The organism is Alloalcanivorax xenomutans, from assembly GCF_900217905.1.
Lineage (GTDB): Bacteria > Pseudomonadota > Gammaproteobacteria > Pseudomonadales > Alcanivoracaceae > Alloalcanivorax > Alloalcanivorax xenomutans.
On sequence record NZ_OBMO01000005.1, the window covers coordinates 135,565 to 147,929 of the forward strand.

Below are 12,365 nucleotides of genomic sequence, written 5' to 3' on the forward strand. Positions count from 1 at the left end.
GGCCCAACCCGGGACTAATGTGGCGCAAGACAAATTTCGCAATATCGGCCTGATTGCCCGTTCCGAAAGCGAGCAGGCGCTGTACTCCATGCGCCAGCTGATTCACTTTTTGCACGGTCGCGACTGCACCGTCATCCTGGAAAAGGACATCGCCGGCAGTCTCCCGGAAATGGGGCTGCAGGCGGCCAGCGCCGCTCAGATGGGCGAATCCTGTGATCTGGTGATCGTGGTCGGCGGCGATGGCAGCCTGCTGGGCGCGGCCCGTACCCTGGCCCGTTACGATGTGCCGGTGCTGGGGGTGAACCGCGGCCACCTGGGATTTCTCACCGACATCCTGCCCTCGGAAATCGAATCCCGGGTCGGTCAGGTGCTGGATGGGGAATACACCACCGAGCGCCGCTTTCTGCTGGATATGGAAGTGCGGCGCGGCAATCTGGTGATGGGCGAGGGCAGCGCCCTCAACGATGTGGTGCTGCTCTCCGGTGACAGTGTCCATATGATCGATTTCGAGCTGATCATTGATGGCCATTTCGTCTATGGGCAGCGTTCCGACGGCCTGATCATCTCCACACCCACCGGCTCCACCGCCTATGCCCTGTCCGGTGGCGGCCCGATCATGCATCCCCGTCTGGACGCCATGGTGCTGGTGCCGATGAACCCTCACACCCTGACTAGCCGGCCCCTGGTGGTGGACGGCAACAGCGAGATCAAGATCCAGATCACCACCGAGAAAGTGAAGCCCCTGGTGAGCTGCGACGGCACTTCCGGGGTGCGATTGCAGCTGGGCGATGTCATCGCCATTCGCAAGAAACCCCACCGTTTGCAGTTGATCCACCCGCCGGGGCACGATTTCTATCAGGCCTGCCGTTCCAAACTGGGCTGGAGCACCCGTCCGGGGGATAATTGATGGCCAACCGCCGTCCCACCCATGTCGCGACCCGAGAGGGATGATGAATTTTTCCAATTTCGAGCAGTTGATTGATTCCATGACCCTGGAGGTGTGGCACGGTCTGCGCCGCGCCGTGGAACTGGGGCGCTGGCCCGATGGCCGCCGGGTCTCCGCCGAGCAGCGTGAACTGTGCCTGCAGGCGATCATCGCCTGGGAAACCAAGAATCTGCCAGAACAGGAGCGTACCGGTTATGTGCCTTCACATTGCAAGAGCAGTGAGGCGGACAGCGAGCAACCGGTGGCCCTGCAACCGGCGCCCGAGCGGAAAGGAGAGCACTGATGCGTGATGGCAGCCCGGCCAATGTCACTCGCCTGGCGGACTATCTGCCGCCGGCCTATCTGGTTCCGCGAACCCATCTGGACGTGGATATTCGCGATGGCCACACGCTGGTCACCGCCACCCTGACGCTGGAGCGTAATCCGGCCCGGGACGACCGGCCGGAGGACCTGGTGCTCGACGGCGAGCATCTGGAACTGTTGTCACTGAGTCTGGACGGCGCGGCGCTGCCGGCCTCCCGCTATCGCGAGGCGGACGGCCGTCTGACCGTGTTCTCGGTACCGGAGCGCTTCGAGCTGACCTCGGTGGTTCGCATCGAGCCGGAAAAGAATACCGCTTTGGAGGGACTGTATCGCTCCAATGGCATGTACTGCACGCAATGCGAGGCGGAAGGGTTCCGCCGCATCACCTGGTTCCCGGATCGTCCGGACGTGCTCAGCCGGTTCACCACCACGGTGCGGGCCGATCGCGAGCACTACCCGCTGCTGCTGTCCAACGGCAACCCGGTAGCCAGTGGAGAAGAGTCCGAAGGCGACGGGCAGGGCGGCCGGCACTGGGTCACCTGGGAAGACCCGTTCCCCAAACCCTGCTATCTGTTCGCCCTGGTGGCCGGCGATCTGGCCTGCCTCAAGGATACCTTCACCACCGCTTCCGGGCGTGAGGTGGCGTTGCATCTGTATGCCGAACACCGGGATCTGGACAAACTCGATCACGCCATGGTGTCGCTGAAAAAAGCCATGGCCTGGGATGAGCGGGTCTATGGCCGTGAGTACGACCTGGATATCTTCCAGATAGTCGCCGTCAGCCACTTCAATATGGGCGCCATGGAAAACAAGGGGCTCAACATCTTCAACACCGCCTGTGTGCTGGCCCACCCGGCCACCACCACCGACGCCGCTTTCGAGCGGGTGGAATCGGTGGTGGCCCACGAGTATTTCCACAACTGGAGCGGCAACCGCGTCACCTGCCGGGACTGGTTCCAGCTCAGCCTCAAGGAAGGCTTCACCGTGTTCCGCGATCAGGAATTCTCCTCGGATATGAATTCGCGGGCGGTGGTGCGGGTGGAAAACGTGAACTTTCTGGTCAACCACCAGTTCCCGGAAGACCAGGGTCCGCTGGCCCACCCGGTGCGTCCGGCGCAGTACCAGAAGATCGACAATTTCTACACCCTGACCGTGTATGAGAAAGGCGCGGAAGTAGTGCGCATGCAGCATGAGTTGCTTGGCGCCGAGGACTTCCGCCGCGCCACCGACCTGTATTTCGAGCGTTTCGACGGGCAGGCGGTAACCTGTGACGATTTCGTCGCCTGCATGGAGGAGGTATCCGGACGTGACCTGAGCGGCTTCAAACGCTGGTACAGCCAGGCCGGCACCCCCATCGTCAGGGCCGAGGACACCTACGTGGATGGCCTCTACAGCCTGACGCTGAGCCAACACACCCCGGCCACCCCGGGACAGGCGGACAAGCAGCCGCTGATGATTCCGGTGAAACTGGCGCTGCTGGACCCGCGGGGCAAGCCGCTGGCGCTGAACGACCAGGGCGATACCGAAACCGTGGTGATTCTGGAGCGGGCCACTCAGACCTTCTCATTCCCGCTGCCGGTCAAGCCGACGCCCTCCCTGCTGCGGGGGTTCTCGGCGCCGGTGATCCTGCGCTACGACTTCGACGAAACCCAGCTGCAGACACTGCTGGCCCACGACAGCGATGGTTTCTGCCGGTGGGATGCCGCCCAACGCCTGTACTTCTCGGCGCTGGCGCGCATCATCGAACAGGGCGAGAGCGCCGAGCAGCAACTGGAACGGCTGCGCCCGGCCCTGGAAGGGGTGATCCGGCGTGCCGCCGAGGATCCGGCCCAGGCCGCGCTGCTGCTGACCCTGCCCACCGAGACCGCCATCGGCGACCGGCATGCGCCGCTGGATCCGGCCCGGGTGCACCGCGCCGCTCATGCTTTCAAGGTGGCCCTGGGACGGGCTCTCGACGAAGACTGGCGGCGTCTGGCCGAGTCCCTGCGGGAGCCGGAATATCGCGCCGATGGTGATGCCATGGGTAAACGCCGTCTGCGCATGCTGGCCCTGTCCTACCTGGGCCTGGCCAAAGCCGATGGTATTGCCGACGACCTGCAACGGACTTTCCGCGACGCCTCCTGCATGACCGAGGAAATCGGTGCCCTGGGGATTCTGGTGAGCAATGGCCTGGACGGCGCCGAGACGGCGCTGGAGCAGTTCGCCGAGCGCTGGCGGGACGAAGCGCTGGTGATGGACCAGTGGTTCGCGGTGCAGGCGGCGGTGCCAGGACCGGCCACCGTGGCGCGGGTGAAAACGTTGATGTCCCATCCCGACTTCGAGTGGACTCTGCCCAACCGAGTGCGGGCGCTGATCGGCACTCTGGTCAACGGCAATCCCTCGGCATTCCACGCCGAGGATGGCAGCGGCCATCGCCTGTTCGCGGAGGCTCTGAAGACGTTGGACGCCATTAATCCGCAGATCGCCGCCCGGCTCGGTAATGGCGCCGCGCGGCTGGAACGTCTGCGGGAGGACCTGTCGACGTCGCTGCGCACCGCGCTGAGCGAAGTGCGTGAAGGTGCCTCCGCCAATCTGGCGGAAGTGTTGGATCGTATTCTCGGGGCCTGATGAACCGCTATCCGCTGCTCTTGCTCGCCGGGCTGGCCCTCGGGCTGGCGGCGCAGCCGGTGCCGGCGGCGGTGAGCGAGCAGGAGGCGCGGCGGCTGTCGTCGGACCTGACACCGCTGGGCGGTGAACGGGCCGGTAATACCCAGCCACTCTCATCGCCGCTGGCGATCCCTCCCTGGCGCGGCGAGGGCTGTCGAGTGCCGGCGGCGGATCAGCCGCTGTTGCGCATCGACGCCGGCAACCTGGCCGAGTACGAGGCGGACCTGCCGCAGGGCGTGGCGGCGATGATCCGCCGCTATCCCGACAGCTTTTACCTGCCGGTCTACCGCAGCCGCCGCACCGCGGCGGCGCCGGATTGGGTGTATCGCAATACCGCCGCCAACGCGGTGCGGGCGACGCTTTCCGAGCGCGGCGTTGCGGGAGCGTTCGGCGGTATCCCTTTCCCCATACCGCACGGCGACGCCGGTGACCGCGGCCGTCAGGCGATGTGGAACCATCTGTTGCGCTGGCGCGGTGTTTTCATGGAGCGCCAGTCCAGTCAGCTGTCGGTGCGCGCCGGCGGCGGCTACCGCCGCGTCAGCTCGCGTCAAAGTCTGTATTTTCCCTATTACGATGAGCGCCTCGACGGAGAGCGCATCGGGCCCCGTTACTTGTACTACTACTCGCGGATACTGGCGCCGGCGCGGCTGGCCGGCGGCGCGGTACTGATGTACGACACCCTGGACCCGGCGCGGATGCCACGCCAGTCCTGGGGCTATGACGTGGGGCGGCAGCGTGTGCGCCGGGCACCGGAAATCGCCTACGACGCCGTGCTGGCCGGCAGTGACGGTCTGCGTACCGTTGACGACGCGGATCTGTTCAACGGGGCGCTGGACAAATACCGCTGGCGTTTGCTTTACCCGCAGCCGGTGGAGCGTTTTATTCCGTACAACAATGATTTTCACATCGATCTGGAGCGGGAGGGCCAATCCCTGCGTCGGGGACATTTGAATCCGGCGGGGACGCGCTGGGAAAGACATCGGGTGTGGGTGGTGGAAGGGCGCCTGCGGGAAGGCGAGCGGCATATTTATTCGCGCCGCCGTTTCTATATCGACGAGGACAGCTGGCAGATCGCGGTGGCGGATCAGTATGACCTCCGCGGCGCGCTGTGGCGGGTCAGCCTGGCTTACAGCAAATGCTATCCACAACTCCCGGCGGTCTGGACCGCCCTGGATGCCTATCATGACCTGCGCGAGGGCCGCTATCACTTGCGCTTCACCGAGACCAGCGAGCCCGGTGGCCTGCTGTTTCCGGAAACACTGCCGGACGAGCGGGATTTTCTGCCTTCCGTCTTGCCCGACCGTCGTTAGGGTATCGACAAGGCACCTGCAGGCAAGCTCCCACAGCGGCTTTGTGGTCCGGCCTTCCGTGGGAGCCAGCCTGCTGGCGAATGCGGCCTCTGGTGTTGGGGTTGCAGGGCAAGCTCCTGCCGCGGCTTCGTGAAGCGGCTCTGCGTGCCGGCGTTTTGCAAACCGGGCAGGGCGGCGCGGTTCCCGATATAATCCCCGGCCGTTGTCGCCCACGAAGGAACCGGAACGCCCATGCTGTATTCCCTCGCCCGTCCCCTGTTGTTTTCCCTGTCCGCCGAACGCAGTCATGATTTGACGCTGGCGGCGCTGCGTCACGGCGCCGGCAAGCTCTATCCGGGCCGGGTACCGGACCGGCCGGTGCGGGTGATGGGGCTGGATTTTCCCAATCCGGTGGGCTTGGCGGCGGGGCTGGATAAAAACGGAGACTGCATCCGCGGCTTGGCGGCTCTCGGCTTTGGCTTTCTCGAGGTGGGAACGGTGACGCCACGCCCGCAGCCGGGCAATCCGCGGCCGCGTTTATTCCGGTTGCCCCGCTCCCGGGCAGTGATCAATCGCATGGGGTTCAATAACAAGGGCGTCGATTACCTGGTGGAAGCGGTCCGTGGCAGTGGCTACAAGGGTATTCTTGGCATCAATATCGGCAAGAACAAGGACACGCCGATGGAGCAGGCGGTGGAAGACTACCTGCACTGCCAGCGCAAGGTGCATGCCCTGGCCAGCTATCTGGTGGTCAACGTGTCCTCGCCAAACACGCCGGGCCTGCGCGAGCTGCAGCATGGCGAGGCATTGAACGCGCTGTTGAGCACTTTGCGCGAGGAGCAGAGCAAGCTCGACCAGCGCAATGGCTGGAAGGTGCCGCTGGTGGTCAAGATCGCCCCGGACAATAGTGATGAGGAACTGGCGTCCATGGCGGAAGCCTTTGTCCGTCACGGCATCGATGGGGTCTGTGTCGGCAATACCACGTTGCAGCGACCCGGTGTCGCCGGCGAGCCGCACGCTGACGAGCAGGGTGGCCTCAGCGGTGCCCCGCTGAAACCGATTGCTCACCGCGCGCTGGACGTGGTCAGCCGCACTCTGAACGGCCGTGTACCGCTGATCGGCGTGGGCGGCATCATGAACAGCGAGGATGCTCTGGAAAAGCGGCGTCTCGGTGCCGATCTGGTGCAAATCTACAGCGGACTGATATACCGGGGCCCGGAACTGATCGGCGAGATCGCCCGGGGCTGGCCAAAGGGCTGAGGCGTAAAGATCGCGAACAGGCTCTAAAGAAAAGGGCCCGGGTGGGGCCCTATGGGGTCGGCACCAAGAGTGCCGGCGCTGTGGAGAACGGGTTGCTTTATCGGTTCATCATATCCGGTTCATTTCCCCCTTTTCTTCAGCGGAGATCCTTGAGGTTGTGGATGCCGGCGACACCCACCAGGCCATGTAATTGATCAACGCGCCCTTCGCGCCATCCGTTCAGCCAGCTGCTGCGGGCCTGCAAAGCGTCGAAGGGACAAAAGTCTTTGGATTTTCCTTTGTAACCGGCCTGGTATCCGCGGCTGTAGGCCCGCTCCTCACGACTCCGTTTCTGTCTTTTCATGGACACTTTCCTCTTTCCTTCATCGTAGTGACTGGGAATATCCTGCTGATCTTCTCTGTGTCACAATGCGCCGCCCTGAATTCCATACGGAATCTCCTCCGGCGGGGCGGGCGAGCCCTTTGTCTCCCCGGATTGTTGTTCCGGGTCTTTCTCCCTGGCTCAAAGGCCCGTGATGCCGGTGGCGAACACGAGTGATCAGGTATTGGTAGTGCCTTGGCCCGCGTCCATTATCGCGCAAGCCGTTCTTCGAGTATGGGAAAGGGGGCTGCCCGTGTCGAATAACGAACGGCAATATGTGACGGCGTGGTTAAACGGATGCCGCATATTTGACGGTTTCGTGAAAGTTCGCCTATCTCCTTGATTTAGCTGATAATTGCTTCGAGACATCAATTCGTGCAGACACCGATGAGGCATTCCCCATGGAGTTCGTGACCACTTGCCTGCCGGGCCTGGCCCCGCTGCTGGCCGAGGAACTGGTGGAGCTGGGCATATCCGTAACAGAGACCGGTAACGCCCATGTCATCATCGATGGGCGCCAGGAAGACGGCTTGCGGGTGTGCCTGTGGTCGCGTCTGGCGGAGCGTGTGCTGCTGCCGCTGGTGACTCTGGAGATCAGCGCGGAAGAAGCCCCGGAAGCGTTGGCGGCGGCGCTGGACTGGCCAGCCCTGGTGGCGGCCGGCGCGCCCTTGTTTCTCAATCTGGAGCACGGCAAGGGCGTGCGCGGTGACAACCGTATCAGCACCCGGCGGCTGGCGCGGGCGCTGCCTCCGTCGCTGCGTGTTTCGGACAGTGAACTGGGAGCGTGTTGCGTCCGCGGGCGTTTGGACGAGGATCAGGCTCACCTGTGGCTGGATCTGGCCGGCACGCCGCTGCATCGGCGCGGCTATCGTCTGGCCGGTGGCCGGGCGCCGCTGCGCGAGAATCTGGCCGCGGGCGTACTGAGAGCCGGCGGTTGGCATCGCCAGGACCGCCCCTCCATGTTGCTGGATCCGTTTTGCGGTAGCGGCACCCTGCTGATCGAAGCGGCCTGGATGGCCGGCGGCGTGGCGCCCGGCGCCTTGCGTCAGGACTACGGATTCATGGCCTGGCGCGGATGCCGGCGGGCGTTGTGGGAAGGGCTGCGCGAAGAGGCCGCCGCCACCTTGCGGAAGGTGCCGTCGTTGCCGCCGCTGAAGGGCTTCGACGTGGATAACCGGGCCATCCAGTACGCCATGGATAACGCCGAGCGAGCCGGGGTGCGGCGCTTGCTGCACCTGGAGCGGCGCGAGCTGGGTGCCCTGCGCCAGCGGGATCTGGGCGACACCGGACTGCTGGTGACCAACCCGCCCTGGGGCGAGCGTCTGGAGGAGCGCGAGCGTTCCGCCTGGCTGCACGCCGGCCTTGGCCGTCTGATGGGGCAAAGGGCGCTCAACTGGACCGCGGTGTTGCTGGGCACTGATGTCACCACCCTGGATCGTTGCGGCATGGAACTACAAAGCCAGCACCGCTTGCTAAACGGGCCGCTGAAGAACTATATCCGCGTCTACCGGCCACGGCCGCCGGTGCCGGAAGCGCCGCTGCGGGTGGCACCGGAGCCCGGCTTCGCGCCGCCGGAAGGGGCGGTGCCGCTGCTGAACCGGCTGCGCAAGAACGGCAAGCACCTGCGCCGCTGGCTGGAACGTGAGGATATCCAGTCGTACCGACTCTATGACCGTGATCTGCCGGAGTTCAACGTGGCGGTGGATATCTACGGCGACCAGGCGCTGGTGCAGGAGTTCAAGGCGCCGTCCTCCATCGACCCGGATAAAGCCAAGGAGCGCCGCCAGTGGGCGGTGAGCGCGGTGCGTTCGGCGCTGGCGGTACACCGGGAGCAGGTTCATCTGCGCACCCGCGAGCGGCAGAAGGGGCACCGCCAATATCAAAAGCTGGACAGCCGGGGCCAATACAAGGTGGTGCGCGAAGGACGTGCCCATCTTCTGGTGAATCTCAATGACTATCTGGATACCGGCCTGTTCCTGGATCATCGGCCGATGCGGCTGCGCTTGGCGCAGGAGTCCGCCGGCAAGCGCGTCCTGAATCTGTTCGCCTACACCGGCGCCGCCAGTGTTCACGCTCTGGTGGGCGGCGCTCGCCGGGTGGTGACGGTGGATGCCTCGCGCCGTTATCTGGACTGGGCCGCCTGCAACCTGGCCTTGAATGGTTTTTCCAGTGACGCTCACCCGCTCGAGCGGGCGGATGTAATGAGCTGGCTGGAAACCTGCCGCGAACAGTTCGATGTGGTGTTCTGTGATCCGCCCACATTCTCAAATAACAAAAGCCGCCAGGATTTCGTGGTCCAGGAGCATCACGGTGAATTGATCCGCCGTATTCTCAAACGGCTCGAGCCCGGCGGTGTCCTGTACTTCTCCTGCAACTTCCGCCGTTTCGAACTGGATGAAAGTATTCGCCGCTGGTACCAGGTGGAAGACCTTACCCAATGGAGCACCCCGGAGGACTTTCGCCGCCACGGACTGCACCATTGCTTCGCCATCCGTCACGGGGAGACACCATGACCGTCACGCTTTACACCACCTTGGGATGCCATTTGTGCGAGCGGGCCCGGGATATGCTCTTGACCGTGGACCCGCTGCTGGCTATCGAGGCCGTCGACATCGCCGAGGACGACGATCTGATCGCCCGGTACGGTGAGCGTATTCCGGTCTTGCGTCGGGGTGAGCAGGAATTGGCCTGGCCATTCGGACTGCTGGACGTGCGCGCGTTTCTGATGGGGGAACGGCTGGCCTGAGGGGACTTGGAGAGATGAATTCGGAGAGTGCTACAAGGCCGCTGCAGGAGCTTGCCTTGCAAGCGAATCGGGCTCCCGGCAAAGGATTCGCCAGCAGGCTGGCTCCCACAATTTGTGCCACGAAGCCGCCGTAGGAGCTTGCCCGCAAGCGAATTGGATTTTGATTTAAGCCCCCACGGCGGCTACTAGGCCGCCGGCCAATCCCGCTGCAAAAACGCCAGAGTATTGGCCAGGGTTTGCTGGGCCAGGGCTTGCGTCGTTTCGCCTCGCAGGGCCGCCACCCGTTCGCCGATCCAGGGGAGCAGGCAGGGTTCATTGCGGCGTTTCTTTGCCGGAGGTTCCGGTAAATCCCTTGGCAGCAGGTAAGGGGCGTCGGTTTCCAGCAGCAGCCGGTTGCCGGGAATATGCGGTACCAGTTCGGCCAGCTCGCGGCCGCGTCGTTCGTCGCAGATCCAGCCGGTGATGCCGATGAAGCAATCCAGGTCCAGGTAGTCGAACAGGGGGCGGCGCTGATCAGTGAAACAGTGCACCACCACAGAGGGTAACCGGTCCCGCCAGGCCTTGAGCATGGGCAGGAAGCGATCATGGGCGTCCCGCTGATGCAAAAACACCGGTTTGTTCAACCCGGCGGCCAGCGCCAGTTGCGCTTCGAACGCTTTTTCCTGATCCGGGCGCGGGGAGAAATCCCGATTAAAATCCAGCCCCATCTCACCAGCCGCCGCCACCGCCGGTTGCCCCAGCAGTTCCCGTAATTCCGACAGAATCCCGTCGTTACAGAAGCGGGCACTATGCGGATGCAGGCCGGCGGTACAGAGCAGGCCCTGATCGGGGTAGCGTTGGCACAGCGCCAGTGCTTGCCGGGATTCCTCGACGTTGGTGCCGGTCAGCAGCAGGCGGCTGACGCCAGCCCGCCGGGCCCGTTGCAGTACCGCTTCACGGTCGTCGGCGAACTGGCGGTCGGTGAGGTTGACACCGATATCCGCCCATTCACACGCACTGGGGTCAGGCATACTCATCCGGCGCCTTGCCCCTGAACCGGTGTCAGGCCGCCCAGCCGTTCCTCAAGCCGCTCACGCAGATCCTCCACCCGGCGCCGGTTGGCGCCGAAATCGTAGTATCCGACCCGCGAGGCGGAGCGCACTTCAATACCGCCATTCTCGTGCACATAGAAAGTGACGTCATCAACAAAGCGAAGCACGCGGCTGGTGAAGCGTGCCTGCAAGCGTGCCGGCCCTACCTGTTCGAAACTGACACGGGGCAGGGTGGCCAGCACTTCGCGCAGCAGTTTCAGACTGCCGGCACGGTCGGCGTAGCCGGGAAGAGGCGCCACCCGGTGCCGTTCATCCGTGGCCAGGCTGGACACGCAATTGGGTGAGGACGGGCAGGGTGCTAGCAAACGGGTGTCGTTCATGGCAAAGCTACTCAGCAATAACAAACCACAGGCACAGAGAACACGGCGGGCATGCCGTGAGAGAACCCGTGATGCGCCCCCGGCGCTTGGCATCCGCTGGGATGCCCGACCCTCCCTGGCACGTCGACTGATGTCGCCGTTATCACTGTGCTTCTTAGAGCCTGTTCATGATCTTTACACCGCCGCGCCGGAGTCCATTTTGTCGTCAGGTCGTGATTCCGGTTGTGCGGTGTAGTCAATCTACATAAACAAGCGTAATTACGGCCTGGCGGCAAAAGGGGCCCGGCCCTTCGGGTTGCGCTGGAAAAGCCGCCAGACGACGCCCCGGCCTTTGCCTTTGGCCCACCAAAGCCTGCAGTCCGCGACGTCGTCTGGCGGCTTTTCCAACAGCAACGCGGCGGCGTAAAGATCATGAACAGGCTCTTTCCTTGGTCCTGACCGTCCTGTTCATGGAAACTCTGTCTCAGGGTACGTCTCAGGGTGTCTCCATGGCGTCTACGGAAGGTCGTGGCCTTTCATTCCCTGGCCAACAATGTGGCGACAACAGGACCACGGGCGCCATGGAGAAAACGCAAATGCGTGCGTAGTCTAACCGGCACTAACGCATTTTGTCTCTTCGGGAGCGGCGAATGGCTCTTAATGCGCGTTCGGATCGCGGATCAGGCCGACGAACACACCTTCGATGATCAACTGATCCGCGGGCACCTGAATCGGTTCGTAGTCTTCGTTGGCCGGCAGCAAGGTGGCATCGGATTTGTTCAGCCGCAACGTTTTCACCGTCACTTCCTCGCCGATGCGGGCCACCACGATTTCACCGGAACGGGCCGTTTCACTCTTGCGCACGGCGATCAGATCGCCGTCGAAGATGCCGGCGTCGATCATGCTGTCGCCCTGCACCTGGAGCAGATAGGTGGGCCGCTGGCGAAACAATCCACGTGGCACCGGTACCGTGCGCTGCACGTTTTCCACCGCCTCGATCGGGGTGCCGGCGGCCACCTTGCCCACCACCGGTAATTCATCCTCGTCGCCGAGGGCCGACTCCAGGAGCTGAATGCCGCGGGAGCGGTCGCTGTGCAGGCGGATATAGCCTTTACGCTCCAGTGCCCGCAGGTGATCGGAGGCGGCGTTCTTGGACTGGAACCCCATTCTTTCGGCGATTTCCGCCCGGGTGGGGGCCATGCCGGTGTCCGCCTGTGAATCACGGATGCAATCCAGCACCTGCTGCTGGCGGAGGGTCAGTTTGCTGCTCATGTCGGTCTCCTGTGGGTCGCCACAACGGGAATGGCATACTGATAATACGAACAGTACAATATGTCCAGTGTTTTTGTCATTCCAATGTTGTTGCAAGGTGCTCTTCGCTCGCCTTGCGCGGCCATCCCGGCTAGGCTATGCGCTCGGCGCTT

At 63.7% G+C, this 12,365-nt stretch carries 11 protein-coding genes; 7 read left to right on the forward strand and 4 right to left on the reverse strand.

Translation table 11 applies throughout. The features are described 5' to 3' along the window. The first annotated feature begins 19 nt into the window (after nt 1-19). From CRO06_RS05545 to CRO06_RS05565, 5 genes are all read left to right on the forward strand, one after another. Nucleotides 20-907: an NAD(+) kinase gene (locus CRO06_RS05545; RefSeq protein ID WP_014994154.1), complete on the forward strand. Its 888-nt coding sequence runs from the start codon at nt 20-22 to the stop codon at nt 905-907. 43 nt (nt 908-950) lie between these two features. After that, nucleotides 951-1,229, forward strand: coding sequence for a YeaC family protein (locus CRO06_RS05550; protein ID WP_035451708.1), 279 nt, complete (start codon nt 951-953; stop codon nt 1,227-1,229). Further along, nucleotides 1,229-3,856: an aminopeptidase N gene (gene pepN / locus CRO06_RS05555; RefSeq protein ID WP_097057944.1), complete on the forward strand. Its 2,628-nt coding sequence runs from the start codon at nt 1,229-1,231 to the stop codon at nt 3,854-3,856. Before CRO06_RS05550 ends, pepN begins: the two co-directional genes overlap by 1 nt. Next, entirely contained in the window at nt 3,856-5,205 is a 1,350-nt protein-coding gene (locus CRO06_RS05560; protein WP_097057945.1) for a DUF1329 domain-containing protein, read from the forward strand. Before pepN ends, CRO06_RS05560 begins: the two co-directional genes overlap by 1 nt. A 231-nt stretch (nt 5,206-5,436) precedes the next feature. Beyond that, nucleotides 5,437-6,444, forward strand: a complete 1,008-nt coding sequence (locus CRO06_RS05565) for a quinone-dependent dihydroorotate dehydrogenase (protein ID WP_097057946.1) — start codon at nt 5,437-5,439, stop codon at nt 6,442-6,444. A 136-nt stretch (nt 6,445-6,580) separates the two neighbouring features. Here the strand turns inward: CRO06_RS05565 and rmf are convergent, their stop codons facing one another. Beyond that, nucleotides 6,581-6,787: a ribosome modulation factor gene (rmf, locus tag CRO06_RS05570; protein WP_022994432.1), complete on the reverse strand. Its 207-nt coding sequence runs from the start codon at nt 6,785-6,787 to the stop codon at nt 6,581-6,583. Between the two features lie 419 nt (nt 6,788-7,206). On the opposite strand from rmf, the gene rlmKL reads away from it, so the two are divergent. Beyond that, entirely contained in the window at nt 7,207-9,318 is a 2,112-nt protein-coding gene (rlmKL, locus tag CRO06_RS05575; RefSeq protein ID WP_097057947.1) for a bifunctional 23S rRNA (guanine(2069)-N(7))-methyltransferase RlmK/23S rRNA (guanine(2445)-N(2))-methyltransferase RlmL, read from the forward strand. Further along, nucleotides 9,315-9,551 (forward strand): glutaredoxin family protein, encoded by a 237-nt coding sequence (locus tag CRO06_RS05580; protein ID WP_022994434.1) that lies wholly within the window; start codon nt 9,315-9,317, stop codon nt 9,549-9,551. The genes rlmKL and CRO06_RS05580 overlap by 4 nt, the downstream gene beginning before the upstream one ends. Before the next feature lie 185 nt (nt 9,552-9,736). Here CRO06_RS05580 and CRO06_RS05585 read toward each other — a convergent pair whose 3' ends face one another. The 3 genes from CRO06_RS05585 to lexA form a co-directional block, all read right to left on the reverse strand. After that, the gene (locus tag CRO06_RS05585; RefSeq protein ID WP_022994435.1) at nt 9,737-10,567 is read right to left on the reverse strand and encodes a TatD family hydrolase; all 831 of its coding nucleotides are present in this window, start codon (nt 10,565-10,567) and stop codon (nt 9,737-9,739) included. Then, on the reverse strand, nt 10,564-10,962 hold the full coding sequence (locus CRO06_RS05590; RefSeq protein ID WP_022994436.1) for a DUF1499 domain-containing protein: 399 nt from the start codon (nt 10,960-10,962) through the stop codon (nt 10,564-10,566). Before CRO06_RS05590 ends, CRO06_RS05585 begins: the two co-directional genes overlap by 4 nt. Nucleotides 10,963-11,598: 636 nt before the next feature. Beyond that, nucleotides 11,599-12,213 carry a transcriptional repressor LexA gene (lexA, locus tag CRO06_RS05595; protein WP_022994437.1) on the reverse strand — a complete coding sequence of 205 codons (615 nt, stop codon included), beginning with the start codon at nt 12,211-12,213 and terminating at the stop codon, nt 11,599-11,601. Nucleotides 12,214-12,365: the final 152 nt, after the last annotated feature.

Excerpts from the sequence above, each read along its gene's own strand:
- CRO06_RS05550 (WP_035451708.1), top strand. The coding sequence starts at position 951 with ATGAATTTTTCCAATTTCGAGCAGTTGATTGATTCCATGACCCTGGAG.
- pepN (WP_097057944.1), top strand. The coding sequence starts at position 1,229 with ATGCGTGATGGCAGCCCGGCCAATGTCACTCGCCTGGCGGACTATCTG.
- CRO06_RS05560 (WP_097057945.1), top strand. The coding sequence starts at position 3,856 with ATGAACCGCTATCCGCTGCTCTTGCTCGCCGGGCTGGCCCTCGGGCTG.
- CRO06_RS05565 (WP_097057946.1), top strand. The coding sequence starts at position 5,437 with ATGCTGTATTCCCTCGCCCGTCCCCTGTTGTTTTCCCTGTCCGCCGAA.
- rmf (WP_022994432.1), bottom strand. The coding sequence starts at position 6,787 with ATGAAAAGACAGAAACGGAGTCGTGAGGAGCGGGCCTACAGCCGCGGA.
- rlmKL (WP_097057947.1), top strand. The coding sequence starts at position 7,207 with ATGGAGTTCGTGACCACTTGCCTGCCGGGCCTGGCCCCGCTGCTGGCC.
- CRO06_RS05580 (WP_022994434.1), top strand. The coding sequence starts at position 9,315 with ATGACCGTCACGCTTTACACCACCTTGGGATGCCATTTGTGCGAGCGG.
- CRO06_RS05585 (WP_022994435.1), bottom strand. The coding sequence starts at position 10,567 with ATGAGTATGCCTGACCCCAGTGCGTGTGAATGGGCGGATATCGGTGTC.
- CRO06_RS05590 (WP_022994436.1), bottom strand. The coding sequence starts at position 10,962 with ATGAACGACACCCGTTTGCTAGCACCCTGCCCGTCCTCACCCAATTGC.
- lexA (WP_022994437.1), bottom strand. The coding sequence starts at position 12,213 with ATGAGCAGCAAACTGACCCTCCGCCAGCAGCAGGTGCTGGATTGCATC.